Raw genomic sequence first — 24,823 nt, 5'->3', positions numbered from 1 at the left:
TAGCAACAATCACACTTTCGCCAGGAGAACGTATGAACTGTTTAATTCGTATTCGCCAGCGTTACGCGGGCTTTGCCCAGAGCGATAAAAAACTGGCGGACTTCCTGCTGGCGCAACCCGATCACGCCCGCCATTTAAGCTCACAGCAGCTTGCAAGCGAGGCGGGTGTCAGCCAGTCGAGCGTCGTGAAATTTGCACAAAAGATTGGTTTTAAAGGTTTTCCGGCGTTAAAGCTGGCCATCAGTGAGGCGCTGGTGAGTAACCCTAACCCGCAGTCGATGCCGCTTCACAATCAAATTCGCGGCGATGATCCGATGCGTCTGGTGGGTGAAAAACTTATCAAGGAAAACGTCACGGCGATGCATGCCACTCTTGATGTAAACAGCGAAGAGAAGCTGTTGGAATGCGTCGCCATGCTGCGCGCAGCGCGGCGCATCATTCTTACAGGAATTGGGGCCTCGGGGCTGGTCGCACGTAATTTTGGCTGGAAGCTCACTAAAATTGGTTACAACGGCCTCGTTGAACAGGATATGCATGCGCTGCTGGCTACCGTGCAAGCGATGGGGCCTGAGGATTTACTGCTGGCCGTTTCTTATTCCGGCGAGCGCCGCGAGATTAATCTTGCCGCAGATGAGGCGCTGCGTGTTGGTGGCAAGATCCTGGCCATCACGGGTTTTACCCCTAACGCGCTCCAGCAACGAGCGACACGATGTCTTTATACCATCGCGGAAGAACAAGCCACGCGCAGCGCGGCTATTTCATCCACCAGCGCACAGATGATGCTGACTGATCTTCTCTTCGTGGCGCTGGTGCAGCAGGATCTTGAACATGCTCCAGAACGTATTCGTCACAGTGAAGCGCTGGTAAAAAAACTGGTCTGAGGCGTATAATGCCCGCCCTGTTTGTGATGTTTCTGAGATTTTCCTGATGGCGCTGTTAATCACTAAAAAATGTATCAATTGCGATATGTGCGAGCCCGAATGCCCGAATGAGGCTATTTCGATGGGTGATAGCATTTATGAGATTAACAGCGACCGCTGCACTGAATGCATCGGCCACTATGAAACGCCGACCTGCCAGAAGGTGTGCCCAATCCCGAACACTATCCTTAAAGATCCTGCGCATGCTGAATCCGAAGAACAGCTTTGGGATAAGTTTGTGCTGATGCACCACGCAGACAAGCTTTAACTTTCGAGAATCACCGTGGCACAGGCGTAGCGTCGTTCATCGGCTAGCGTAACATGCATGTTGACCACGCCGAGCTTATCCGCCAGTTTTTGCGCTTCTCCCCATAAACGTAGCCGGGGTTTTCCGAGCTCATCGTTAAACACTTCAAACTGTTCGAATGCAAGCCCGTTACGGATACCGGTACCGAAAGCTTTTGCTGCTGCTTCTTTAACAGCAAAGCGCTTTGCCAGAAAACGCACCGGCTGTTGATGCGTTTCCCAGATAGCCCACTCGTTGTCGCTTAGCACGCGTCTCGCAAGGCGATCGCCACTCCGGGCGATCACTGCTTCGATGCGGGCAATTTCAACGATGTCAGTTCCTAAGCCCAAAATCGCCATTACTGACGTGCTTCATGCATCAGACGCTTCATTTCGGCAACCGCGTCTTTTAAACCACTCATCACCGCACGACCAATAATCGCGTGCCCAATGTTTAACTCGTACATTTCCGGAATGGCGGCAATGGCTTTCACGTTGTGATAAGTCAGACCGTGACCGGCGTTAACCTTAAGACCCAGACTTGCGGCGTAGGTGGCGGCTTTAGCGATGCGATCGAGCTCTTTGGCCAGCGTGGTTTCATCTTCGGCATCTGCATAGCAGCCGGTATGAATTTCGATATACGGTGCGCCGACTTCGGCTGCTGCTTTGATCTGTTCAAAATCGGCGTCAATAAACAGCGAAACCAGAATGCCCGCATCGGCAAGGCGTTTGCAGGCATCACGCATTTTATCCTGCTGTCCCGCGACATCCAGCCCCCCCTCGGTGGTGACTTCCTGACGTTTCTCAGGCACCAGGCAACAGAAGTGTGGTTTGGTGTCGCAGGCTATTGCCAGCATCTCTTCCGTCACCGCCATCTCAAGGTTCATGCGGGTATCAAGAGTCTGACGCAGAATGCGCACATCACGATCGGTGATATGGCGACGGTCTTCACGCAAATGAACGGTAATGCCGTCGGCGCCAGCCTGCTCAGCGATAAATGCCGCCTGAACGGGATCAGGATACGCTGTGCCGCGCGCATTACGCAGCGTAGCAATATGATCAATGTTGACGCCTAACAGTAATTCAGCCATGACAATCCTCGGTTTTCGTAGTTCGTTAGCGCTTTGGCACAAACTGCCTGAATAATTCTCTGCTCTTTAAGGGCTTGCCACCAAGATAAGGCTTGAGGGCAATTCGGGTAAAGCGTTTTGCCGCACGTAGCGTATCCTGGTCGGGGAATTCCCGCTCTGACAGCGCTCTAAGATGCCGCCCGGTAAACGTGCTGTTATCAATGACGATGCTGGCAATGAACCCCTTCTCTTCCCGATACCGGTAGGTCATGGTGTCATCAACTGATTCTCCGCTTCCCGCGCAGTGCAAAAAATCGACCCCGTAACCAAGATGCCCCAATAACGCCAGCTCAAAACGACGTAATGCAGGCTCAGGCGAATCGAGAGCGCCCGCAAGCGCCTGAATACAGTGCAGGTAATCGAAAAAAAGTTCAGAGAAGCGAGTCTCATGCTCGAGGACGCGCGAGATGAGTTCATTGACGTACAGACCGCTGTAAAGCGTGATACCGGAAAGGGGAAGCGCCAGCGAGACGGCTTCAGCACTGCGCAGGGTTTTGACATCCCCACGGCCACCAAAACGGACTAAAAGCGGGGTAAAAGGCTGTAGAGCACCTTTAAGGTTTGAACGTTTGGAACGTGCGCCTTTTGCAACAAGGCGCACGCGACCGGACTCTTCCGTGAAGACGTCCAGCATGAGGCTGGTTTCGCTCCAGGGACGACTATGCAGGACGAATGCGCGCTGCCAGCCTTCCACGAGTTATTGACTTAGACGTCGTCGCCGTAACCGAGACTACGCAGGGCGCGCTCGTCATCGGCCCAGCCGGATTTCACCTTCACCCACAGTTCCAGGTGAACAGGAGATTCAAACATTTCCTGCATGTCTTTACGGGCTTCAATACCGATGGTTTTAATCTTGGAACCTTTGTTACCAATAACCATCTTCTTCTGCCCTTCACGCTCAACGAGAATCAAACCGTTGATGTCGTAACCGCCACGCTCATTGGTCTGGAAGCGTTCAATTTCTACCGTCACGGAGTAAGGCAGTTCGGCTCCCAGGAAACGCATCAGTTTTTCACGAATGATTTCTGACGCCATAAAGCGCTGGGAACGGTCAGTAATGTAATCTTCCGGGAAGTGATGAATCGCTTCTGGCAGATGTTTACGTACAATACCGGCGATGGTATCCACGTTCATTCCGCTTTCCGCCGACAGCGGAACGATATCAAGGAAGTTCATTTGGCTTGCCAGGAACTGTAGATGTGGCAGCAAATCGGCTTTCTCTTGAACGTTATCAACTTTGTTGACCGCAAGAATAACCGGTGCTTTCCCATCACGCAGTTTGTTCAACACCATTTCGTCGTCCGCAGTCCAGCGAGTGCCTTCTACGACGAAGATGATCAGCTCAACATCGCCGATGGAGCTGCTCGCCGCTTTGTTCATCAGGCGGTTGATCGCACGTTTCTCTTCCATGTGCAGACCTGGGGTATCAACGTAAATAGCCTGATATTCACCCTCTGTATGGATGCCCACGATACGGTGACGCGTGGTCTGCGCTTTTCGGGAAGTAATAGAAACTTTCTGCCCAAGCAGGGTATTCAGCAAGGTTGATTTGCCAACGTTCGGACGTCCGACGATGGCGATAAAACCGCAGTAACTTTTTTCTTCGCTCATTCCAACTCCAGCATTATTAACGCCTGTTCGGCGGCAGCCTGTTCCGCCTTACGACGGCTTGAACCCGTGCCAACCACCGGTTCACTCAGGCCGCTAACCTGGCAATGGATGGTAAATTCCTGATCGTGTGCTTCGCCACGGACCTGAACTACCAGATAAGATGGTAGAGGGAGATGACGCCCCTGCAGATATTCCTGCAAACGGGTTTTCGGATCTTTTTGTTTGTCGCCTGGGCTGATTTCGTCCAGGCGCGTTTGATACCAGTTCAGGATCAGTTGCTCTACCGTCTGAATATCGCTATCGAGGAAAACGCCACCGATTAATGCTTCGACAGTATCTGCCAGGATAGATTCACGGCGAAAACCCCCGCTCTTCAATTCCCCGGGACCCAGTCGCAGACATTCGCCCAATTCAAACTCGCGAGCAATCTCTGCAAGCGTGTTGCCACGTACCAGCGTCGCACGCATGCGGCTCATATCACCTTCGTCCACACGAGGGAAACGATGGTAGAGCGCGTTCGCGATCACGTAACTCAAAATGGAGTCACCTAAAAACTCTAAACGCTCATTATGCTTGCTGCTGGCACTGCGGTGGGTTAATGCCTGTTGCAATAATTCATGATGCTGAAAAGTGTAGCCCAGCTTCCGTTGAAGCCGATTAATTACGATGGGGTTCATGCTATACCAATAAATGAATGCGTCAAAAATGCAGCACACGAAACCGTCCTGAGAACACCAACGCGGTTTCGTGTGCCGTGGCACTACATCAGCGCCAACCTTAAACTTCGGGGGAATATTCTATACACAACGGGTGGGGATGTCGTTAGCCAGGTGAGATTATCCCTTAAATAATTCACGTAACCACGTTTTATCGTGGTTACGTGTTCAATTCACAAGAATTAATGAATAGCGCCAATTCGGCTCAAACGGACGCCCGTTGGCCATTCGCCTTCTTGTTTCTCAAAACTCATCCAAATCGCGGTCGCTTTACCGACCAGATTCGCTTCCGGTACAAAGCCCCAATAGCGGCTGTCCGCGGAATTATCGCGGTTATCACCCATCATGAAGTAGTGTCCCGGCGGAACGATCCAGGTTGCCAGCGGCTGGCCAGACTGCTGGTAATACATCCCCAGTTGATCCTGCGCAATCGGCACGGTCAGAATACGGTGCGTCACGTCACCCAGCGTTTCTTTGCGTTCCACTAAACGAATGCCATTCTCTTTGCTCTCGCCTTTAGGCAACTGGAAGAAGCCACTGGTGGCTTCTCCGCCATTACGGCGCGCAAAGGTCTGAACGAAATCGCTCGGCTCAACGTTGGAGTAAGTAATCGGCAGAGCATTTTCACATGCGGTACCGGAGCTGCAACCTGGCTGAACGGACACTTCTTTCGCGACTGGATCGTAACTTACTTTATCACCAGGCAGACCGACCGCACGTTTGATGTAATCCAGGCGTGGGTCATCGGGATATTTGAAGACCACGATATCGCCACGTTTCGGATGACCCGTTTCGATTAAGGTTTTCTGGTAAATAGGATCTTTGATGCCGTAAGCAAATTTCTCTACCAGAATAAAATCGCCAATCAGAAGCGTTGGCATCATCGAACCTGACGGGATCTGGAAGGGTTCATAAATAAACGAACGCACCACCAGCACGATCGCCAGCACCGGAAATACTGAAGCCCCAGTTTCCAGCCAACCCGGTTTCGGGCTGACTTTCTTCAGGGTTTGTGGATTCAGTCCATCGCCAGTCGCTGCCTGAGCAGCGGCCTGACGTTCACGACGTTTTGGCGCGAAAATAAACTTATCCAGACACCACAACAGACCCGTCACCAGAGTAGCAATGACCAGGATCAGGGCAAACATGTTCGCCATGCCAACTCCTTAAGAATTATTTTCCGTCTTTACCCACGTGCAGAATGGCGAGGAACGCTTCCTGCGGCAGCTCAACGTTACCGACCTGCTTCATGCGCTTCTTACCATCTTTCTGTTTCTGCAACAGCTTTTTCTTACGGCTGACGTCACCGCCATAGCATTTTGCCAGAACGTTTTTACGCAGCTGTTTAACCGTTGCGCGAGCAATAATATGGTTACCGATTGCAGCCTGAATCGCGATATCAAACTGCTGACGCGGAATCAGTTCTTTCATCTTTTCAACCAGTTCACGGCCACGATACGGTGCATTATCATTGTGAGTGATCAACGCAAGCGCATCGACACGCTCGCTGTTGATCAGCACGTCAACACGCACCATGTTCGAAGCCTGGAAGCGTTTGAAGTTGTAATCCAGAGACGCGTAGCCGCGCGAGGTGGACTTCAGACGATCAAAGAAGTCGAGTACCACTTCAGCCATCGGGATTTCGTAAGTCAGCGCAACCTGATTACCGTGGTAAACCATGTTGGTCTGCACGCCTCGTTTTTCTATACAAAGCGTGATGACGTTGCCCAGGAACTCCTGCGGCAGCAGCATGTGACATTCGGCAATAGGCTCGCGTAGCTCTTCGATGTTATTGAGCGGCGGCAGCTTAGATGGGCTGTCGACGTAAATAACTTCGTTGCTGGTCGTCTGAACTTCATACACTACGGTCGGTGCCGTCGTAATCAGCTCCAGATCGTATTCGCGCTCCAGACGCTCCTGAATGATCTCCATGTGCAGCAGACCGAGGAAGCCACAGCGGAAGCCGAAGCCTAGCGCGGTTGAGCTTTCTGGCTCATAGAACAAGGAAGCATCATTCAGGCTCAGCTTGCCAAGCGCATCACGGAAGTTTTCGTAATCGTCAGAGCTAATCGGGAACAGACCGGCATAGACCTGCGGCTTCACTTTTTTAAAGCCTGGCAGAGCTTTGTCTGCTGGGTTGCGAGCCTGCGTCAGCGTATCACCAACCGGTGCGCCCAAAATATCTTTAATTGCACAGACCAACCAGCCAACTTCACCGCATTTCAGCTCAGTACGGTCAACCTGTTTTGGCGTGAAGATACCGAGTCGGTCGGCGTTGTAAACCTGCCCCGTACTCATCACTTTAATTTTGTCGCCTTTACGCATGGTGCCGTTTTTAATACGGACCAGTGACACTACGCCCAGGTAGTTATCAAACCATGAGTCGATAATCAGCGCCTGCAGCGGAGCATCCAGATCGCCTTCCGGCGGTGGAATGTCGCGAACCAGTCGTTCCAATACCTCAGGAACACCTACACCGGTTTTTGCTGAACAGCGTACCGCGTCGGTCGCATCAATGCCGACAATGTCTTCAATCTCTTCTGCTACGCGCTCAGGTTCGGCTGCCGGTAGGTCGATTTTGTTGAGGACCGGCACCACTTCAAGTTCCATTTCCATCGCGGTGTAGCAGTTTGCCAGGGTCTGAGCTTCTACACCCTGCCCCGCATCGACCACCAGAAGCGCGCCTTCACAGGCCGCCAGCGAACGGGAAACTTCATAGGAGAAGTCAACGTGTCCTGGAGTGTCGATAAAGTTCAGTTGATAGATTTCGCCATCAGCGGCTTTGTAATCGAGCGTTACGCTCTGCGCTTTGATGGTAATGCCACGTTCGCGTTCCAGGTCCATGGAGTCCAGTACCTGGGCTTCCATTTCACGATCAGAAAGGCCACCGCAAATTTGGATAATACGGTCAGACAGCGTCGACTTACCGTGGTCAATGTGAGCTATGATCGAAAAGTTACGTATGTTCTTCATATAGTTAAATAATTATGCCTTACGAATACCTGGAGGCCGCTGTTCTTAGCCTGACGTTTTTCAGTGCGAAAACGCAGCATTCTACACTACATCTTCGTCACCAGGAAATGCTCTTGCAGCCAAGCATAGTGCTAAGGAACAGTGTTTTCTTTTTGGAGATGTAAATAAAGATAAAGCCCGGTGAAATTACCGGGCTTCTGAAGAGAGTGTTTCGACACGAAGCATGTTGGGTGGGATCCCCACGCTCAGAATAACCGGCTGCCACGCTTCGCGCTCGGCAAGCCTCTGGGAGAAACCACGCGCCAGTAAAAAACCGCCCACTCCGCCCAAAAGGCCACCACACATGGCCGCAAGGTCGGTGCCGAATAGCATCTGAAATAGACCCGCTACGGCGAACAACCCCACCAACGGAGAGAGATAAACCAGCATTGCTGAACCTAGCAGGCTACCTTCTGCAATGCCCAGTTCAACCTTTTGTCCTTCCATCAGCGGCTTGTCGCTTGGTACAGAAATCATATGCGTTGTTTGCGGCCCGAGTTTGTTTAATACCCGGCTGCCGCAACCTGCGCGAGAAGCGCAACTATTGCAGGAGGCCTTAACGTCGCAGCTGACAAGCGCTACGCCATCCTGCCACGAAACAACTGTTGCCCATTCTTTAATCATTGTGCAGCCCTGAATTTAATACTGTCAGCTATACGTTTCGCGGTTTGCGGAGGTAATTCACCCACAATGGTGATCTCCGCGTTGTCGCGTACCGTCGTGCTGACCGTTCGACGTCCAGTGCGAAGCATCTGCTCAGAACTATTCGCTGTCGCCCGATTAATATTGACCGAGAAGCTGAACAAACCGTCAGAATAAAGACGAGATTCGACAGGCGTTTCGATGGTCGGAAGCTGGCGTCGGCTGCTGGAAATCTCACTGAAACCTTGCGGAATCCAGGAAGGCACCCAGTTGAAATTAACGGTGTCGCCAACCGGGACAGAGAGAAGCGGCGGCAGGCTGGCTTTGGCCAGACTCTGCATACTGTTCCCTACCTGATTATTCACCGAGAAGGAGATAACCCGGAATTGCTCAAGCGTTTCACCATCACGATCGAGAAGATCGACACGCATTGGCAGTTTGCTCTCAGCGTCCATCCATACGATATAGCTGTAGCGCGTACCGTCTCTGGCCACCACACGAATCACTTCGCAGAGTCTGTCCGCAATACGTGTACGCCCCACCGAGATGAAATCGTAATAAGGGGCAAGGCGCTTAAAGTCGGTATAGATCAGAGATGGCATTGAATCGACGATGTAATCGCCATTCAAAGTAAAAGGCTCAAGGCCTGGCTCGAAATAACTGATCTCATTGCCGCGCTGAACGACCTCACGACGCGGGCCATCCAACTGCAAAAGCTGGGCAAGCGGCTGATTATCAAGACGAGCATGGCGATAGCGCAACGACTCTACGCCTTGCTTGTTAATACTGATAAAGGCCAACTCATAATTGAGTGACTGGCTCGCCATGTTCATTTGCTGCAACAACGCCCCGGACGATACATCAGCCGAGGCGTTTACAGAGAAGAACAGGCTACCCGCCATCAGAGACATGGCGCACCAAAGTTGCTTCATTACTGCGATTGCGTTCCTAAAGTTTGGGTTCCAGGTACCTGCACAGCGGCTTGCTGGGTCTGCGCCTGCTCAAACTGAAGCTGTTCTGAGTGCAGACGACGCTGCAATTCATAATCCTGCAACATAGCATTAATGCGACGACGTTGTTCCTGGACCTGCTGTTGCTGGCCAGGACTTACCGACGCATCAGCTGGCACGCCCAGACTCACCGGGCTTGCTTTCCCCATCATCGGCAGCGTATTAAACACTGGCGCTTCAGGTTGCTGGTTGGCTTCAGGCTGGCTGTTATACTGCTGGACGCCAACGATAACTGCAAGCGATACGCAAGCTGCGACGCCCATTTGAGTCAATTGGCTGGCCCACGGACGCACTTTTTTCCAGAATGGCATTTTCTGCCACTGGTGCGGCGCAGGCTGAGCTTCAGGAATCAGCGGAGTCGTGGCCTGACGAACAGGTTCGTTCTCAATAGCAGCCATTACGCGCGTAGAGATATCGAAATGGAGAACGTCCCCCGTGTCACCACGCAGGGTGTCACGGATGAGATGGTAACTCTCCCAGGTCTTTTGCATCTCGGAAGAGTCAGAGAGCTCTTTTAGCAGCTCACTATCTAACGTTTCACCATCCATTAAAGCGGAAAGTTTTTCTTTCTGCATGCCTAATACCTTTTCCAGTATCCCGCTACCGTCAACGCCTGATAAGCGGTTGAACTTTATTATCAATAGCTTCTCGCGCACGAAAAATTCGTGAGCGAACCGTGCCGACCGGACAATCCATGATGGCTGCTATTTCTTCATAGCTAAGTCCATCAAGCTCCCGCAACGTGATTGCCATACGTAAATCTTCAGGGAGCGACTCGATCGTACGAAAAACTATCTGTCTCAGTTCTTCTGACAACATTAAGTTCTCAGGGTTCGAAATTTCTTTCAGTGCACCGCCACTTTCGAAGTTTTCGGCTTCAATGGCATCAATGTCACTGGAAGGCGGACGACGACCCTGAGCGACCAGATAATTCTTTGCTGTATTCACCGCAATGCGATACAGCCAGGTGTAGAAAGCACTATCCCCCCGGAACGAATCCAGCGCACGATAGGCCTTAATAAAAGACTCTTGCACCACATCAGGCACATCGCCTGATGGGACATAGCGGGAAACCAGACTCGCCACTTTATGCTGGTAGCGAACCACCAGTAAGTTAAAGGCTTTCTGATCTCCCTTCTGGACCCGTTCTACCAGGACCTGGTCCGTTAACTGCTCGCTCATCCGAGGTAATGTCTCCCCAAACCTAAATTCCACGCGTTATCGAAACGCCACTCTAAAATTACTGCACTTTGAGCAAGCACCGAGTAAGAGTGTCTGTTCTTCAATAAGTTCCGTCACGCCTTTGTTTTTGTTCATCGTGTCACAGACTGCTCGTTTTCTCTCATTATAAGTCTGTTACCGATACCTACCCAGTTTCTAATAAGAAATGGCATTTTTACAGCGAGCAGAGTACCCCAACGCAGGTATTATTTCACCACATAATCTGAAGCTAACGATCTGCTTCGCAAAATATTTTCTTTTTTTCACCACGATTTTCCTCAAGCAGTGAGTTTAGGCGGCGCAACGCAAGTTAAATAAAACGTGCGATTCATCTCATCCTGGTGCTATTCTGGCCAAACACTGTTTAGTAAATTAAACAAACATCATGAACACAACTCCAGAGCTTCATTGTGATGTACTGATTATCGGCAGCGGCGCGGCCGGATTGTCCCTCGCACTCCGTCTGGCCGCTCATCAAAGAGTGATCGTCCTCAGTAAAGGACCGATGAGTGAAGGCTCAACATTCTATGCACAAGGCGGTATCGCCGCCGTATTTGATGAAACAGACAGTATTGCTTCACATGTTGAAGATACGCTGATTGCCGGTGCGGGTATTGTTGACGAGCATGCTGCTGAATTTGTCGCCAGCAATGCACGCCATTGTGTGCAGTGGTTGATCGATCAGGGCGTGTTATTCGACACCCAAATTCAGCCTAACGGTGAGGAAAGTTACCATCTCACTCGTGAAGGCGGTCATAGCCACCGACGCATCCTGCATGCGGCAGATGCCACGGGCAAAGCCGTTGAAACCACATTAGTCAGCCAGGCGCTCAACCATCCCAATATTCAAGTGCTTGAACGCAGCAATGCGGTAGATTTGATTATCTCGGATAAAGTGGGATTAGCCGGAACGCGTCGCGTTGTCGGTGCATGGGTCTGGAATCGAAATAAAGAAAAAGTCGAAACCTGCCGTGCAAAATCCGTGGTGCTGGCAACGGGTGGGGCCTCAAAAGTTTATCAATATACTACCAACCCTGATATCTCCTCAGGTGATGGTATCGCCATGGCATGGCGTGCAGGCTGTCGCGTCGCCAATCTGGAATTTAACCAGTTCCACCCAACAGCGCTGTTCCACCCCCAGGCGCGTAATTTTTTGCTGACTGAAGCCCTGCGCGGTGAAGGTGCCTATCTTAAACGCCCGGATGGCTCGCGCTTTATGCCAGACTTTGATTCGCGTGGCGAACTTGCCCCGCGCGACATTGTCGCTCGCGCTATCGATCACGAGATGAAACGTCTTGGTGTCGATTGTATGTATCTGGATATCAGTCATAAGCCCGCCGAGTTCGTCCGACAGCACTTCCCGATGATTTATGAAAAGTTGCTTGGGCTGGGGATCGACTTAACAAAAGAACCCGTTCCTATCGTCCCGGCCGCTCATTACACCTGCGGTGGGGTGATGGTAGACGATCATGGGCGCACGGACGTTGATGGTCTGTATGCTATTGGCGAGGTAAGTTACACCGGGCTGCACGGTGCGAACCGCATGGCTTCTAACTCTTTGTTGGAGTGCCTGGTTTACGGCTGGTCGGCTGCTGAGGATATTACCAAACGTATGCCGTATGCTCGTCATGTTGAACAACTGCCCGCCTGGGATGAAAGCAGAGTAGACAATCCGGATGAGTTAGTCGTCATTCAGCACAACTGGCATGAGCTGAGACTGTTTATGTGGGACTACGTCGGGATCGTGCGCACGACCAAACGTCTGGAGCGTGCACTACGGCGAATCACAATGCTACAGCAGGAGATTGACGAGTATTACGCTCATTTTCGCGTCTCAAATAATCTGCTGGAACTGCGGAATTTGGTTCAGGTTGCAGAGCTGATTGTTCGTTGCGCCATGATGCGAAAAGAGAGTCGTGGCCTGCATTACACGCTGGATTACCCTGAACGGCTGGCAGAATCCGGTCCTTCCGTATTGTCCCCGCTATCTCACATAAACAGGTAAAAGGCCTGGGTCAGAGCAGTGTAATCTTCGGAGTAGCGCTGGTCTGGCCCACGGATAACCATTCGGTCACTGAAGCACTCCCCTTCTTTTGGGGATAAGGCTAATAAAACACGATGCGGTGTTCGACCTTCTGTATCAGCAATATCGGTGCGCAGGCGTAGATTCCAGCCAATACTCACCGCTTTTTCAATAAACGTGTTACCGGTGGCTTCTGGCAGAACGACGCAGAAGAAACCTTCTTCAGAAATCAGATTTGCGGCGCAGGTTAACAACGCCTCATGACCAAGCGATCCGGTATATCGCGCCTGGTCACGCTGTGGCGTGGCGCATTCAATACCAGGTTCGTAATAAGGCGGATTGCTGACGATAAGATCGTAGCGCGCAGTTTGCTCCGCAGCCCATACCAGAATATCGGCACATTCCACCTGGACTCGATCGGCCCACGGTGATTCAGACGCGTTTTCAGCAGCCTGTATAGCCGCCGGAGCATCAAGCTCAATCGCATCAATGGTGACATGTTGATCGGTACGTTGCGCCAGCATCAGTGCAACAAGGCCGCTTCCGCTGCCAATATCCAAAATTCGCTTAACACCCGCGACTGGAGACCACGCACCGAGTAAAATACCATCAGTACCAACTTTCATGGCGCAGCGATCGTGCGCGACAAAGAACTGTTTAAAAGTGAAGCCATCGCGGCGCAGCTGCGCTTTGGGTAGAGACATGTCAAAGCAACCTTCTTATTCGAAACTGGAGTAGCATAGGGGAAAGCGAAGTGGTGGAAAAGGGATATCCATACAAACAGATGAAGATTGCAGCCATAACGTCTATAATCAGCGCCCCACACAGAGGTAGAACATGACTGTAACGACTTTTTCCGAACTTGAACTCGATGAATGCCTGCTGGAAGCTCTCCAGAATAAAGGCTTCGAACGCCCGACTGCCATTCAGGCGGCAGCCATTCCGCCTGCACTAGAAGGCCGTGACGTACTCGGTTCTGCGCCGACAGGCACCGGTAAAACGGCGGCGTACTTGCTGCCTGTCTTGCAGCATCTTATTGATTTTCCACGCAAAAAATCAGGTCCGCCGCGCATTCTTATTCTGACCCCTACACGTGAATTAGCCGTTCAGGTGGCAGAACATGCGCGCGAGTTAGCCGCCAATACCCATCTGGATATCGCCACCATCACCGGCGGTGTTGCCTATATGAACCACGCCGAAGTGTTCAGCGAGAACCAGGATATTGTGGTGGCAACAACCGGGCGCCTGATGCAGTACATCAAAGAAGAAAACTTTGACTGCCGTGCCGTTGAAACGCTGATACTGGATGAAGCTGACCGCATGCTGGAATTGGGCTTTGCCCAAGATATCGAGCATATTGCGGGCGAAACTCGCTGGCGCAAACAGACGATGCTGTTCTCCGCTACCCTTGAAGGTGAAGCGATTAAAGACTTTGCTGAGCGTCTTCTGGAAAACCCAGCGGAAGTCTCTGCCACCCCATCCACCCGTGAGCGCAAAAAAATTCACCAGTGGTATTACCGCGCAGATAATTTTGAGCACAAGCTTGAGCTACTGAAGCACCTGCTGAAACAAGATGATACGACGCGTACGATCGTTTTTGTTCGTAAACGTGAACGCGTTCATGAGCTGGCCAACCTGCTGCGTTCCGCCGACATTAACAATTGTTACCTCGAAGGTGACATGCCGCAGGTTAAGCGTACCGAAGGAATTAAACGCCTGACCGAAGGCCGCGTTAATGTGCTGATTGCCACTGACGTAGCGGCGCGCGGTATTGATATTCCTGAAGTGAGCCATGTAATTAACTTCGACATGCCGCGCAGCGGAGATATCTACCTCCACCGTATTGGTCGTACAGGACGCGCAGGCCTTAAAGGCACAGCAATTTCTCTGGTTGAAGCACATGACTATCTGTTGCTTCAGAAAGTGGGCCGTTATATCGAAGAGCCGGTGAAAGCCCGAGTCATCGATGAACTGCGCCCTACAACGCGTCCACCGAGCGAGAAAATGACGGGTAAACCGTCCAAAAAAGTGCTGGCAAAACGCGAAGAGAAGAAAGAGAAGGACAAAGAGAAGCCGCGCGTCAAAGAACGCCATCGCGATGCCAAGAATATTGGTAAGCGCCGTAAGCCAAGTGGCGAGACAGCGAATTCGCCAAAAGAAAAATAAAAAAACGCCGGGCTCATCACCCGGCGTTCTTATTTATCGCGAACCTTACAGGCTTGCGGTAAAGGTACGAGCAATAACGTCACGCTGCTGCTCTGGTGTCAGTGAGTTGAAGCGAACCGCATAACCAGAAACGCGAATAGTCAGCTGCGGATATTTTTCTGGGTGCTTAACGGCGTCTTCTAAGGTTTCACGGCGCAGAACGTTGACGTTCAGATGCTGACCACCTTCAACACGCACTTCTGGCTTCACTTCCATTGGGATTTCGCGGTATTCGATTTCGCCCAATTGAGTTACTGGCACAATTTCATCTTCTGCAAAACCCGCTTTCGCTACCACACAGCGCGCTTCACCTTTCTCGCTGTCCAGCAGCCAGAATGAGTTTAACAGGTCGTCATTTGCAGCTTTAGTGATCTGGATACCCGTAATCATGTGATGTCTCCCATAACCTACATTATTTGGTGTCGGCCATGTGCGGCCAATTGGTAAAACCATTGTTTCTTGAGTGTATATATAACAGTCGTACACGCTCTATTCATTGACCTAAATCAACAAAAACCAGACCTTACAAACCGTGTGGTTTGAATTTGTTGTTTTATATCAATTTTTATAAAGCTGAATTTGGGTGTTTTTTATCTCATTTCAAGAGTTAAGCGCTTTATCCTCAACGGATTTTGCAGCCACATGTATAACGGTTAAGCTAGGCGCAGATAAAATTCGCAGGAGAGCGAGATGACTACCTCTTTGAAATGGCATGACGTGCTGGCCAATGAGAAACAGCAGTCTTATTTTATGAACACTTTGAACACCGTCGCGGCGGAAAGACAGTCAGGGCAAACCATTTACCCGCCACAGAAAGATGTGTTTAACGCCTTTCGCTATACGGAACTAAACGATGTCAAAGTGGTGATCTTAGGTCAGGATCCCTACCACGGCCCAGGGCAGGCGCATGGGCTGGCCTTTTCCGTTCGTCCGGGCATCGCAACGCCACCCTCGCTGCTCAATATGTATAAGGAACTGGAAGGATCGATCCCGGGTTTCACACGCCCGTCTCATGGCTATCTTGAAAGCTGGGCGCATCAGGGCGTGCTGCTGCTCAATACTGTGTTGACCGTTCGGGCAGGTCAGGCTCACTCTCACGCAAGCCTGGGCTGGGAAACCTTCACCGATAAAGTGATCGCCCTGATTAACGAACATCGAGAAGGTGTGGTATTCCTGCTGTGGGGGGCCCACGCACAGAAGAAAGGGGCAATAATTGATACGCAGCGTCACCACATTTTGAAAGCACCCCATCCCTCGCCGCTATCGGCGCACCGTGGCTTCTTTGGGTGTAATCATTTTGTGTTAGCGAATGAATGGCTGAAAAAACGTGGCGAAATGCCGATTGACTGGATGCCTGTGTTACCGGCTGAGAGTGAGTAAGAGATAATATTCAGGCCCGGCGGCACAACAGTACCGCCGGATCTACAAAAGCGTGATTACGCTTTGTTTTGACGCCACCATTCAGCCAGCAGTACGCCGGTTGCAACGGAAACGTTAAGGCTTTCTACTTTGCCAGTACCATCAATAGACACGCTGAGATCGGCCGTCGATAGCGCCGCATCAGTCAGACCATCGCGTTCCTGACCCAGTACCAATACCATTTTGCGCGGCAGAGTCGCTTTGAACAGCGGCGTTCCTGCATGGCTAGAGGTAGTCACGATGGAGTAGCCTGCTTTACGGAATTGCTCAATGCCATCCAGCACGCTTTCGCCAGTAATCGGTTGTACATGCTCCGCACCACCTTCAGCAGTACGAATTGCCGCACCCGACTCCACAATGGCTGCATCTTGCAGCAATACGCCTTTTACGCCGAAATGAGCGCAGCTACGCATCATTGCGCCCAGATTGTGCGGGTTACCCACATCTTCCAGCGCCAACACACAGTCGTCAGCGTCGGCCTGGCTCACCCATTGTTGAACCGTTGTACCATTGCGTTTTTTGATCAGGAAGCACACACCACCATGATGCTCGGTGCCAGACGCTTTGGTCAGCTCTTCGTCTTCAACAACGTGGTATGCCTTACGGTTTGCCGCCATCCAGCGCAACGCTTCTTTGAAGCGCGGCGTTACGCTCTGGATAAACCAGGCGCGTACGATACAGTCAGGGCGGTTCTGGAACAGTGCCTGACAAGCATTTTCACCGTAAACACGTGTTTCTTCAGCACGCTGGCGGCGAATGACTTCAGGATCAATGATGCCCTTACCACTAACACCACCGTGATCGGCTTTGACAGGCGTATCGTCGTTCGGTGCACGAGACACGGTACGCCATGGCGATGCATCACGTTGGAAATCGTCCTGTGGACGATCGTCGCGTTTGCGATCGTCACGCTTACGGTCATCACGTTTGCGGTCATCACCGCGGTTATTTCTGTCATCGCGGGCGGGGCGACGGCCACCGTCTGCACGAGATGATGCCGGACGTCCAGCACCTTTTCCGGTACGCGGATTTACGGTGCGTTTGTCAGAATCATCATCACTGCGGACATACATCACTTTGACCTTGCCGCTTTTATTTTTCAGTTCGTCGTTCATGCTTTTCTCCACCAGCGCTGCGCGAAGCGCGCAGATTACCCGATGTGCAAGCGCATAGCCATTATTTCGTATAAAAGCCTGTGACTATTGTTCCTATTGAATAAAACGCATTGTCGTTTCAAACAGGCTCAATGATAATATGTAACATATAAGAAACATTATCGGCATGTGCCGCATGTTCAACTGCTCTATCAGAGGTTAGTTATGAATACCGTATGTGCCAACTGCCAGGCTCTTAATCGCATTCCGGATGGCCGAATTGATGATGGTGCGAAATGCGGGCGTTGCGGTCATGAACTTTTCGATGGCGATGTGATTAACGCGACGGGTGAAACTCTCGATAAACTGCTGAAAGACGATCTGCCGGTCGTGGTGGACTTCTGGGCCCCCTGGTGCGGTCCTTGTCGTAATTTCGCGCCCATCTTTGAAGATGTTGCCGAAGAACGTAGCGGAAAAATGCGTTTCGTTAAGGTCAATACCGAGGCTGAACGTGAGTTAAGCGCGCGTTTTCGCATTCGCAGCATCCCAACCATCATGATTTTTAAAAATGGTGAAATGATCGACATGCTCAATGGCGCGGTACCAAAGGCCCCGTTTGAAAGCTGGCTTAACGAATCAATGTAACATTAGCGGGGCGCATCTTGTGCCCCGTTCCTGCCTCTGCGAAAATGGCGTTTTATCTGCACCTCTTCCATGACCTTCCATGACTGATAACGCCGTACTCCAATTACGTGCCGAGCGACTTTTACGTGCGACTCGTCCTTTTCTTGCCCGTGGTAACCGCATTCGTCGCTGCCAGCGTTGCCTGCTGCCGCTAAAACTGTGCCTGTGCGAAACGCTGCTCCCGAGCCATGCGCAAAGCCGTTTCTGCCTGGTCATGTTTGATACTGAACCCATGAAACCCAGCAATACCGGTCGTTTGATCGCCGACATTCTGCCCAATACCACAGCGTTTCAGTGGTCTCGCACCGAACCGCCACAGGCGCTTCTGGATTTAGTTGCCAGCCCGGATTATCAGCCAATGGTGGTCTTTCCTGCTTCCTATGCTGGCGAACAGCGGCAGGTCATCTCTACGCCAGCAACAGGAAAGCCGCCTCTATTTATTATGCTCGATGGCACCTGGAGTGAAGCGCGAAAAATGTTTCGCAAAAGCCCTTATCTCGATTCGTTTCCCGTTATCTCTGTCGACCTTTCGCGGGTGTCGAACTATCGACTGCGTGAAGCCCATGCAGAAGGCCAGTACTGCACAGCGGAAGTCGCCATCGCCTTACTCGATCTTGCTGGCGACACCCTGGCAGCTAGCGCCCTGGGCAGCCATTTTTCCTGTTTCCGTGAACGCTATCTGGCAGGAAAACCTAATCGTAAGGCGAACGTCACAGCAGACGAGTCGGAAAGCGTTTAAAATCATCAAGTCACTCGCGTTTACAGGAGACTTGTATGAGCCAGCGAGGGCTAGAAGCGCTACTCCGCCCTAAATCCATCGCCGTTATTGGCGCATCAATGAAACCCGATCGTGCGGGGTATCTTATGATGCGCAACCTGCTGGCCGGTGGTTTCAATGGACCCGTCTTGCCTGTTACGCCGGCATATAAAGCGGTTCAGGGCGTACTCGCGTGGCCCGATGTACAAAGTCTCCCCTTCATTCCTGATCTCGCCGTGCTTTGCACTCACGCCAAACGAAATCTCGCGCTACTCGAAGCGCTCGGCGAAAAAGGGTGTAAGACTTGCATTATTCTCTCCTCACCACCTGAACAACAAGCTGAGCTCTTAGCCTGCGCTAGCCGTCATCAAATGCGCCTGCTTGGGCCAAACAGCCTTGGCTTGTTAGCCCCCTGGCAAGGGCTTAATGCCAGCTTTTCACCCGTGCCGATTCGCAAAGGCAAGCTGGCATTTATTTCTCAGTCAGCGGCTGTGTCGAATACCATTCTGGACTGGGCCCAGCAGCGTGAAATGGGCTTCTCGTACTTTATCGCGCTTGGGGATAGCCTGGACATCGACGTCGATGAGCTGCTTGATTTTCTTGCCCGAGACAGCAAAACCAGCGCAATACTTTTATATCTTGAACATCTTAGCGATGCGCGACGCTTCGTTTCCGCTGCACGTAGCGCCTCGCGCAATAAACCCATCCTGGTTATCAAAAGTGGTCGAAGCCCTGCCGCGCAGCGTTTGTTACAATCGCATTCGGGAATGGATCCAGCCTGGGATGCAGCGATTCAACGCGCAGGGTTGCTGCGCGTGCAAGATACACACGAGCTTTTCTCCGCCGTGGAGACATTAAGCCATATGCGTCCGTTACGCGGTGAACGGTTAATGATCCTGAGTAATGGTGCCGCCCCGGCGGCACTGGCGCTGGACGAACTGTGGTTACGCAATGGCAAGCTTGCAACTCTGGGCGAAGACACCTTGCATCGTCTGCGTGATGAGCTTCCCGGAAGCGTTACGCCGGGGAACCCGCTCGATTTGCGTGACGACGCCAGCAGCGATCGCTATATCAAGGCGATCTCGATTTTACTGGATAGTCAGGACTTTGATGCTCTAATGGTTATCCACTCCCCCAGCGCCGTTGCGCCAGGTAGCGAAAGCGCACGAGCCTTAATTGAGGTCGTGAAAAACCATCCTCGAGGAAAGTACGTCACCTTGCTGACCAACTGGTGTGGCGAGTTTTCTTCGATTGAGGCGCGTCGTTTTTTCAGCGAAGCAGGATTACCGACTTACCGAACGCCGGAAGGCACCATTACCGCTTTTATGCACATGGTGGAATATCGTCGCAACCAGAAGCAACTGCGTGAAACGCCTTCCATGCCCGGCAATCTGACGGCAAATACGGCAGAGGCTCATAAACTACTTCGACAAGCGATTGAAGAGGGTGCTCGCTCTCTTGATACTCATGAAGTTCAGCCCTTACTCAATGCATACGGCATGCAAACACTGCCGACCTGGATCGCCAGCGATAGTGCAGAGGCGGTGCATATTGCCGAGCAGATTGGTTACCCGGTGGCCTTGAAACTGCGCTCTCCTGATATCCCACATAAATCAGATGTTCAGGGCGTAATGCTTTATCTACGCACCGCAGCTGAGGTCCATCAGGCCGCCGAGGCAATTATCGATCGCGTTAAAATGACCTGGCCTCAGGCAAGGATCCACGGACTGTTGGTACAAAGCATGGCCAACCGTGCAGGTGCGCAAGAGCTGAGGGTGGTTGTCGAACACGACCCCGTTTTCGGCCCGTTAATTATGCTTGGCGAAGGCGGTGTCGAATGGCGTCCTGAGGAACAGGCTGTTGTAGCGTTGCCTCCGTTGAACATGAATCTGGCGCGCTATCTGGTCATCCAGGCGATTAAGAGCAAAAAAATCCGTGGCCGCAGTGCGCTTCAACCTCTGGATATTGCCGGGTTAAGCCAATTTTTGGTGCAGGTCTCGAACCTGATCGTTGATTGCGCCGAAATCCAACGGCTGGATATTCATCCTCTATTAGCCTCTGCTAACGAGTTCACCGCGCTGGACGTTACCATTGATATCGCGCCTTTCAATGGCGATCGCGAAAGTCGGCTAGCGATTCGACCCTATCCCCTTCAGCTTGAAGAGTGGATAAAAATGAAGAACGGTGAACAGGCACTGTTTCGCCCTATCCTGCCGGAAGACGAACCGCAGCTTCGAGCTTTTATCGCTCAGGTGACTAAAGAAGATTTGTATTACCGTTACTTTAGCGAGATAAGCGAATTTACCCACGAAGATTTAGCCAATATGACCCAGATCGACTACGATCGGGAAATGGCGTTTGTTGCCGTTCGCCGCAGTAATGAAGGTGATGAGATCCTCGGCGTAACGCGCGCAATTTCCGATCCAGACAATGTGGATGCAGAGTTTGCTGTACTGGTACGATCCGATCTTAAAGGTCTTGGTCTGGGAAGACGATTGCTGGAAAAGCTCATCAGCTATACGCGCGATCACGGATTATCCTGCCTGAACGGCATTACTATGCCGAATAACCGAGGCATGATTGCTCTGGCGCGTAAACTCGGATTTGAAGTTGATGTCCAGTTGGAAGAAGGGATTGTTGCCCTTTCTCTCCGCCTGACATCCTCGGCTAACCGAAAGTAAGGTACTGGAAATGTTGACCACTTTACGTATCACTGGTGGTATCATTATCCGCTTATGTTGTCTGCAGATGACAGATAACCCTTCAATGAACAGAGAAGAAACGCACTGTGATGTTGTCAAAATTTAAGCGCAATAAACATCAACAACACCTTGCTCAACTACCGAAGATTTCTCAGTCAGTTGATGATGTAGAGTTCTTTTACGCTCCCGCTCATTTTCGCGAGACGCTTCTGGAAAAGATCGCTTGCGCGACGCAGCGTATTTGCATCGTTGCGCTTTATCTTGAACAAGATGAAGGCGGACGCGCTATTTTGAGCGCTGTCTATGAAGCTAAACGCCTGCGTCCCGAATTAGATGTTCGCATATTGGTTGACTGGCATCGCGCGCAACGCGGCCGAATCGGTGCGGCGGCCTCTAACACCAATGCCGACTGGTATTGCCGTATGGCTCAGGAAAACCCAGGCGTTGATGTGAAGGTTTATGGCGTACCGGTAAATACCCGTGAAGCCTTGGGCGTTCTCCATTTCAAAGGGTTCATCATCGATGACAGCGTGTTGTACAGCGGTGCCAGTCTCAATGATGTCTACCTGCATCAGCTTGATAAGTATCGTTACGATCGCTATCACCTCATCCGTAATGCTCAGATGACCGACATTATGTTCAACTGGGTTGATCAGAATCTGGTTCATGGTCGCGGGGTAAACCGACTTGATGATCCACATCGCCCAAAGAGCCCTGAAATCAAAAATGATATCCGCCTTTTCCGTCAGGAATTGCGCGATGCGATTTATCACTTTCAGGGTGATGCGGATAACGAGCAGCTATCAGTCACGCCGTTGGTTGGTCTGGGTAAATCCAGTCTCCTGAATAAAACTATCTACCATTTGATGCCGTGTACCGAGCAAAAGCTGACGATATGTACACCGTATTTCAACTTACCGGCAATTCTGGTACGCAATATTATTCAACTGCTGCGTGACGGCAAAAAAGTCGAAATTATTGTTGGCGATAAAACTGCGAATGACTTCTTTATTCCTGAAGATCAGCCGTTCAAAATTATCGGCGCACTGCCGTATCTCTATGAGATCAACCTACGCCGATTCCTGAGCCGCCTGCAATATTATGTTAATACCGATCAATTGGTCGTCCGTCTCTGGAAAGATGAGGATAATACCTATCACCTGAAAGGCATGTGGGTCGATGACGAATGGATGCTTCTGACAGGGAACAATCTCAATCCACGGGCCTGGCGTCTGGATTTGGAGAATGCGATTCTCATTCACGATCCGCGGCATGAACTAGGTGCGCAACGTGAGCGTGAACTCGAATTAATTCGTACCCATACCACAACTGTTCGTCATTACCGTGACCTGCAAAGTATTGCTGACTACCCCGTTAAAGTCCGCAAACTTATCCGCCGTTTGCGTCGTATCCGTATCGACCGCTTGATCAGCCGTATTCTTTGACGAGAAAGCTCCGCCAATGCGGGGCTTTTTTATGGAGGTCGCTGTGCGCATCCCTCTTCTCCTTTCAACATGTTTACTTTCAGGATGTAGTCACGTTGCCAACGATAGCTGGCAAGGACAAGACAAAGCTCAGCATTTCATCGCGTCTGCAATGCTTTCTGCCGCGGGGAATGAATACGCACAGCGTCAGGGATTTAGCCGCGATCGAAGCGCGGCCATTGGGTTCATGTTCTCTGTTGGCCTGGGTGCCTCAAAAGAGCTTTGGGATAGCCGCCCAGAAGGAAGCGGCTGGAGCTGGAAAGATTTTGCCTGGGACGTTGCCGGGGCCACAACGGGTTATGCCGTTTGGCAAATGGCAGAACATTAAAGCCGAATACCTTTTCCTTTTCGGTGCAGCTTTAATGAGACGATAAATGCCAGAACTCCCATGATTGTGACATACCAGAAGAAAGCATTTTCGCTGCCAATCGATTTTAACGATAGTGCGACATACTCGGCGGAACCACCAAATAAGGCGTTGGCAATTGCGTAGGATAGCCCTACTCCCAGAGCCCGAACCTGAGCGGGAAACATTTCGGCCTTAAGTATTCCGCTGATCGACGTATAAAAACTGACAATGACCATTGCCAGGATGATCAATGCAAATGCGGCATAAGGTGAAGAAACGTGTTTAAGTGCAGATAAGATAGGTACTGTACAAATTGCGGATAACCCACTAAATATCAGCATCGACGTTCGTCGACCAATCTTATCTGATAATGCCCCTATTAATGGTTGTATTAACATAAATACAAACAGCGCCACGGTCATCACAACACTGGCCACATTGGCATGCATCCCGGTAGTGTTGACGAGATACTTTTGCATATAAGTGGTGAACGTGTAGAAACTCAACGATCCGCCAGCGGTGAATCCCAGTACCATCAGGAAAGCTTTTCGTTTACGCCATAGCCCTTTCAATGAGCCGGCTTCTTTAAGCATCCTCACTTCTTGTTTCGACGTTTCATCCAGTTGACGACGTAACCACAATGCAACAACGGCCAATACGGCTCCCATGGCGAAAGGAATACGCCATCCCCAGGAATGTAATTGATCGTCCGTGAGGATCTGTTGCAGGATCACCACGACCAGGATTGCCAATAATTGGCCGCCAATTAACGTAACATACTGGAAAGACGCGTAAAAACCTTTGCGACCTTCGATTGCCACTTCACTCATGTAGGTTGCGCTTGTTCCATATTCTCCCCCTACAGAGAGTCCCTGGAATAATCGAGCCAACAATAATAATGCAGGTGCCCATGTGCCAATGGCGCCATAGCCAGGTAGGCAGGCGATCACCAGCGATCCTACACACATCATGCAAACTGAAATAAGCATCGATGTTTTTCGACCTCGACGATCGGCTATTCGGCCAAATAACCAGCCGCCAATGGGTCGCATGAGAAATCCAGCTGCAAATATCCCCGCCGCCTGGAGTAACTGAGTGGTGGTATTTCCGGTTGGAAAGAAAATATGAGCAAAATAGAGTGAGCAAAATGAGTAGACGTAAAAATCGAACCATTCGACCAGATTACCCGATGAGGCACTGACAATAGCCCATATCCTACGCCGGGTGTCACCGCTATCTGGCGACCCTTGTGATGAAATACTTACCGTCATGCTTAACGCTACTCCCACCGTCACTTAGGCTTATCGATATAGATACCTATTTGTTCGTAAATTAAATGTTATAATTTTGTTATATTTAACATTGTGATATACATCACACATTTACTTAGCAGAGTAAGTTATTCAGAATAGAAGTTATCTTGTGAGTATGATACGCATGCAAAAAACCCCGCACCTTTCGGTACGGGGTTCTTCTTAATTAATGCCTGGCAGTTCCCTACTCTCACATGGGGAGACCCCACACTACCATCGGCGCTACGGCGTTTCACTTCTGAGTTC

The 24,823-nt window shown here is 51.0% G+C and carries 26 protein-coding genes and 1 rRNA gene; 10 read left to right on the top strand and 17 right to left on the bottom strand.

Annotated features, from left to right (window positions below; all coding sequences use genetic code 11):
* Nucleotides 1–32: 32 nt before the first annotated feature.
* Both AC6EMZ_RS05960 and AC6EMZ_RS05955 read left to right on the top strand, forming a co-directional pair.
* The gene (locus AC6EMZ_RS05960) at nt 33–881 is read left to right on the top strand and encodes a MurR/RpiR family transcriptional regulator (RefSeq protein WP_498401514.1); all 849 of its coding nucleotides are present in this window, start codon (nt 33–35) and stop codon (nt 879–881) included.
* A gap of 46 nt (nt 882–927) precedes the next feature.
* Entirely contained in the window at nt 928–1,188 is a 261-nt protein-coding gene (locus AC6EMZ_RS05955) for a YfhL family 4Fe-4S dicluster ferredoxin (protein WP_154128266.1), read from the top strand.
* Here AC6EMZ_RS05955 and acpS read toward each other — a convergent pair.
* The 12 genes from acpS to rseD all read right to left on the bottom strand — a co-directional run bounded on the left by acpS (nt 1,185) and on the right by rseD (nt 10,588).
* Nucleotides 1,185–1,565, bottom strand: coding sequence for a holo-ACP synthase (acpS, locus tag AC6EMZ_RS05950; RefSeq protein WP_498401513.1), 381 nt, complete (start codon nt 1,563–1,565; stop codon nt 1,185–1,187). The genes AC6EMZ_RS05955 and acpS overlap by 4 nt on opposite strands.
* Nucleotides 1,565–2,296: a pyridoxine 5'-phosphate synthase gene (gene pdxJ, locus AC6EMZ_RS05945; RefSeq protein ID WP_498401512.1), complete on the bottom strand. Its 732-nt coding sequence runs from the start codon at nt 2,294–2,296 to the stop codon at nt 1,565–1,567. The genes acpS and pdxJ overlap by 1 nt, the downstream gene beginning before the upstream one ends.
* Nucleotides 2,297–2,321: 25 nt before the next feature.
* A complete protein-coding gene (gene recO / locus AC6EMZ_RS05940; protein ID WP_498401511.1) occupies nt 2,322–3,029 on the bottom strand; it encodes a DNA repair protein RecO in 708 nt (235 codons plus the stop codon).
* An 11-nt stretch (nt 3,030–3,040) separates the two neighbouring features.
* On the bottom strand, nt 3,041–3,946 hold the full coding sequence (era, locus tag AC6EMZ_RS05935) for a GTPase Era (RefSeq protein WP_498401509.1): 906 nt from the start codon (nt 3,944–3,946) through the stop codon (nt 3,041–3,043).
* On the bottom strand, nt 3,943–4,623 hold the full coding sequence (gene rnc, locus AC6EMZ_RS05930; protein WP_498401508.1) for a ribonuclease III: 681 nt from the start codon (nt 4,621–4,623) through the stop codon (nt 3,943–3,945). The genes era and rnc overlap by 4 nt, the downstream gene beginning before the upstream one ends.
* 221 nt (nt 4,624–4,844) lie before the next feature.
* Nucleotides 4,845–5,819 carry a signal peptidase I gene (lepB, locus tag AC6EMZ_RS05925; protein ID WP_498401507.1) on the bottom strand — a complete coding sequence of 325 codons (975 nt, stop codon included), beginning with the start codon at nt 5,817–5,819 and terminating at the stop codon, nt 4,845–4,847.
* A gap of 16 nt (nt 5,820–5,835) precedes the next feature.
* Nucleotides 5,836–7,635, bottom strand: a complete 1,800-nt coding sequence (gene lepA / locus AC6EMZ_RS05920) for a translation elongation factor 4 (protein WP_498401506.1) — start codon at nt 7,633–7,635, stop codon at nt 5,836–5,838.
* Between the two features lie 186 nt (nt 7,636–7,821).
* The gene (gene rseC / locus AC6EMZ_RS05915; RefSeq protein ID WP_498401505.1) at nt 7,822–8,298 is read right to left on the bottom strand and encodes a SoxR-reducing system protein RseC; all 477 of its coding nucleotides are present in this window, start codon (nt 8,296–8,298) and stop codon (nt 7,822–7,824) included.
* Complete coding sequence (gene rseB, locus AC6EMZ_RS05910; protein WP_498401504.1) at nt 8,295–9,248, bottom strand: sigma-E factor regulatory protein RseB; 954 nt, start codon at nt 9,246–9,248, stop codon at nt 8,295–8,297. Before rseB ends, rseC begins: the two co-directional genes overlap by 4 nt.
* Nucleotides 9,248–9,901 (bottom strand): anti-sigma-E factor RseA, encoded by a 654-nt coding sequence (gene rseA, locus AC6EMZ_RS05905; protein ID WP_498401503.1) that lies wholly within the window; start codon nt 9,899–9,901, stop codon nt 9,248–9,250. The genes rseB and rseA overlap by 1 nt, the downstream gene beginning before the upstream one ends.
* Before the next feature lie 31 nt (nt 9,902–9,932).
* Nucleotides 9,933–10,508 (bottom strand): RNA polymerase sigma factor RpoE, encoded by a 576-nt coding sequence (gene rpoE, locus AC6EMZ_RS05900; protein WP_015960054.1) that lies wholly within the window; start codon nt 10,506–10,508, stop codon nt 9,933–9,935.
* Nucleotides 10,505–10,588 carry a rpoE leader peptide RseD gene (gene rseD, locus AC6EMZ_RS05895; RefSeq protein WP_498402289.1) on the bottom strand — a complete coding sequence of 28 codons (84 nt, stop codon included), beginning with the start codon at nt 10,586–10,588 and terminating at the stop codon, nt 10,505–10,507. The genes rpoE and rseD overlap by 4 nt, the downstream gene beginning before the upstream one ends.
* Nucleotides 10,589–10,932: 344 nt before the next feature.
* Here rseD and nadB point away from each other — a divergent pair, with 344 nt between their 5' ends.
* Complete coding sequence (gene nadB / locus AC6EMZ_RS05890; protein ID WP_498401502.1) at nt 10,933–12,552, top strand: L-aspartate oxidase; 1,620 nt, start codon at nt 10,933–10,935, stop codon at nt 12,550–12,552.
* Here the strand turns inward: nadB and trmN are convergent.
* A complete protein-coding gene (gene trmN, locus AC6EMZ_RS05885; RefSeq protein WP_498401501.1) occupies nt 12,537–13,274 on the bottom strand; it encodes a tRNA(1)(Val) (adenine(37)-N(6))-methyltransferase TrmN in 738 nt (245 codons plus the stop codon). The two genes, nadB and trmN, sit on opposite strands and share 16 nt — an antisense overlap.
* A 133-nt stretch (nt 13,275–13,407) precedes the next feature.
* On the opposite strand from trmN, the gene srmB reads away from it, so the two are divergent.
* Nucleotides 13,408–14,736, top strand: coding sequence for an ATP-dependent RNA helicase SrmB (gene srmB / locus AC6EMZ_RS05880; protein ID WP_498401500.1), 1,329 nt, complete (start codon nt 13,408–13,410; stop codon nt 14,734–14,736).
* A 45-nt stretch (nt 14,737–14,781) separates the two neighbouring features.
* On the opposite strand, the gene grcA is transcribed toward srmB, so the two are convergent.
* Nucleotides 14,782–15,165: an autonomous glycyl radical cofactor GrcA gene (grcA, locus tag AC6EMZ_RS05875; protein ID WP_498401499.1), complete on the bottom strand. Its 384-nt coding sequence runs from the start codon at nt 15,163–15,165 to the stop codon at nt 14,782–14,784.
* A 300-nt stretch (nt 15,166–15,465) separates the two neighbouring features.
* Between grcA and ung the strand changes: the two genes are divergently transcribed.
* Nucleotides 15,466–16,155: a uracil-DNA glycosylase gene (gene ung / locus AC6EMZ_RS05870; protein WP_498401498.1), complete on the top strand. Its 690-nt coding sequence runs from the start codon at nt 15,466–15,468 to the stop codon at nt 16,153–16,155.
* A 56-nt stretch (nt 16,156–16,211) separates the two neighbouring features.
* On the opposite strand, the gene AC6EMZ_RS05865 is transcribed toward ung, so the two are convergent.
* Nucleotides 16,212–17,309, bottom strand: coding sequence for a tRNA/rRNA methyltransferase (locus AC6EMZ_RS05865; RefSeq protein WP_498401497.1), 1,098 nt, complete (start codon nt 17,307–17,309; stop codon nt 16,212–16,214).
* Between the two features lie 204 nt (nt 17,310–17,513).
* Between AC6EMZ_RS05865 and trxC the strand changes: the two genes are divergently transcribed.
* The 5 genes from trxC (at nt 17,514) to AC6EMZ_RS05840 (ending at nt 23,243) form a co-directional block, all read left to right on the top strand.
* Nucleotides 17,514–17,933, top strand: a complete 420-nt coding sequence (gene trxC, locus AC6EMZ_RS05860; protein ID WP_498401496.1) for a thioredoxin TrxC — start codon at nt 17,514–17,516, stop codon at nt 17,931–17,933.
* A gap of 79 nt (nt 17,934–18,012) precedes the next feature.
* Nucleotides 18,013–18,711: a tRNA-uridine aminocarboxypropyltransferase gene (locus AC6EMZ_RS05855; RefSeq protein WP_498401494.1), complete on the top strand. Its 699-nt coding sequence runs from the start codon at nt 18,013–18,015 to the stop codon at nt 18,709–18,711.
* A 35-nt stretch (nt 18,712–18,746) separates the two neighbouring features.
* Complete coding sequence (locus AC6EMZ_RS05850; RefSeq protein WP_498401493.1) at nt 18,747–21,410, top strand: bifunctional acetate--CoA ligase family protein/GNAT family N-acetyltransferase; 2,664 nt, start codon at nt 18,747–18,749, stop codon at nt 21,408–21,410.
* A 110-nt stretch (nt 21,411–21,520) separates the two neighbouring features.
* Entirely contained in the window at nt 21,521–22,876 is a 1,356-nt protein-coding gene (gene pssA, locus AC6EMZ_RS05845) for a CDP-diacylglycerol--serine O-phosphatidyltransferase (protein ID WP_498402288.1), read from the top strand.
* A gap of 43 nt (nt 22,877–22,919) precedes the next feature.
* Entirely contained in the window at nt 22,920–23,243 is a 324-nt protein-coding gene (locus AC6EMZ_RS05840) for a YfiM family lipoprotein (protein WP_498401492.1), read from the top strand.
* On the opposite strand, the gene AC6EMZ_RS05835 is transcribed toward AC6EMZ_RS05840, so the two are convergent.
* Both AC6EMZ_RS05835 and rrf read right to left on the bottom strand, forming a co-directional pair.
* On the bottom strand, nt 23,240–24,535 hold the full coding sequence (locus AC6EMZ_RS05835) for an MFS transporter (protein ID WP_498401491.1): 1,296 nt from the start codon (nt 24,533–24,535) through the stop codon (nt 23,240–23,242). The genes AC6EMZ_RS05840 and AC6EMZ_RS05835 overlap by 4 nt on opposite strands.
* A 213-nt stretch (nt 24,536–24,748) precedes the next feature.
* A 5S ribosomal RNA gene (gene rrf / locus AC6EMZ_RS05830) occupies nt 24,749–24,823 on the bottom strand; the annotation flags it as partial.

Source organism: Enterobacter sp. SCRI0065 (genome assembly GCF_059766475.1).
This window is presented reverse-complemented; position numbering and strand designations above follow the sequence as displayed.

What these genes read in the sequence shown, in the direction of transcription:
- AC6EMZ_RS05960 (WP_498401514.1), top strand. Translation starts at nt 33, where the DNA reads ATGAACTGTTTAATTCGTATTCGCCAGCGTTACGCGGGCTTTGCCCAG.
- AC6EMZ_RS05955 (WP_154128266.1), top strand. Translation starts at nt 928, where the DNA reads ATGGCGCTGTTAATCACTAAAAAATGTATCAATTGCGATATGTGCGAG.
- acpS (WP_498401513.1), bottom strand. Translation starts at nt 1,565, where the DNA reads ATGGCGATTTTGGGCTTAGGAACTGACATCGTTGAAATTGCCCGCATC.
- pdxJ (WP_498401512.1), bottom strand. Translation starts at nt 2,296, where the DNA reads ATGGCTGAATTACTGTTAGGCGTCAACATTGATCATATTGCTACGCTG.
- era (WP_498401509.1), bottom strand. Translation starts at nt 3,946, where the DNA reads ATGAGCGAAGAAAAAAGTTACTGCGGTTTTATCGCCATCGTCGGACGT.
- rnc (WP_498401508.1), bottom strand. Translation starts at nt 4,623, where the DNA reads ATGAACCCCATCGTAATTAATCGGCTTCAACGGAAGCTGGGCTACACT.
- lepB (WP_498401507.1), bottom strand. Translation starts at nt 5,819, where the DNA reads ATGGCGAACATGTTTGCCCTGATCCTGGTCATTGCTACTCTGGTGACG.
- lepA (WP_498401506.1), bottom strand. Translation starts at nt 7,635, where the DNA reads ATGAAGAACATACGTAACTTTTCGATCATAGCTCACATTGACCACGGT.
- rseC (WP_498401505.1), bottom strand. Translation starts at nt 8,298, where the DNA reads ATGATTAAAGAATGGGCAACAGTTGTTTCGTGGCAGGATGGCGTAGCG.
- rseB (WP_498401504.1), bottom strand. Translation starts at nt 9,248, where the DNA reads ATGAAGCAACTTTGGTGCGCCATGTCTCTGATGGCGGGTAGCCTGTTC.
- rseA (WP_498401503.1), bottom strand. Translation starts at nt 9,901, where the DNA reads ATGCAGAAAGAAAAACTTTCCGCTTTAATGGATGGTGAAACGTTAGAT.
- rpoE (WP_015960054.1), bottom strand. Translation starts at nt 10,508, where the DNA reads ATGAGCGAGCAGTTAACGGACCAGGTCCTGGTAGAACGGGTCCAGAAG.
- nadB (WP_498401502.1), top strand. Translation starts at nt 10,933, where the DNA reads ATGAACACAACTCCAGAGCTTCATTGTGATGTACTGATTATCGGCAGC.
- trmN (WP_498401501.1), bottom strand. Translation starts at nt 13,274, where the DNA reads ATGTCTCTACCCAAAGCGCAGCTGCGCCGCGATGGCTTCACTTTTAAA.
- srmB (WP_498401500.1), top strand. Translation starts at nt 13,408, where the DNA reads ATGACTGTAACGACTTTTTCCGAACTTGAACTCGATGAATGCCTGCTG.
- grcA (WP_498401499.1), bottom strand. Translation starts at nt 15,165, where the DNA reads ATGATTACGGGTATCCAGATCACTAAAGCTGCAAATGACGACCTGTTA.
- ung (WP_498401498.1), top strand. Translation starts at nt 15,466, where the DNA reads ATGACTACCTCTTTGAAATGGCATGACGTGCTGGCCAATGAGAAACAG.
- AC6EMZ_RS05865 (WP_498401497.1), bottom strand. Translation starts at nt 17,309, where the DNA reads ATGAACGACGAACTGAAAAATAAAAGCGGCAAGGTCAAAGTGATGTAT.
- trxC (WP_498401496.1), top strand. Translation starts at nt 17,514, where the DNA reads ATGAATACCGTATGTGCCAACTGCCAGGCTCTTAATCGCATTCCGGAT.
- AC6EMZ_RS05855 (WP_498401494.1), top strand. Translation starts at nt 18,013, where the DNA reads ATGACTGATAACGCCGTACTCCAATTACGTGCCGAGCGACTTTTACGT.
- AC6EMZ_RS05850 (WP_498401493.1), top strand. Translation starts at nt 18,747, where the DNA reads ATGAGCCAGCGAGGGCTAGAAGCGCTACTCCGCCCTAAATCCATCGCC.
- pssA (WP_498402288.1), top strand. Translation starts at nt 21,521, where the DNA reads ATGTTGTCAAAATTTAAGCGCAATAAACATCAACAACACCTTGCTCAA.
- AC6EMZ_RS05835 (WP_498401491.1), bottom strand. Translation starts at nt 24,535, where the DNA reads ATGACGGTAAGTATTTCATCACAAGGGTCGCCAGATAGCGGTGACACC.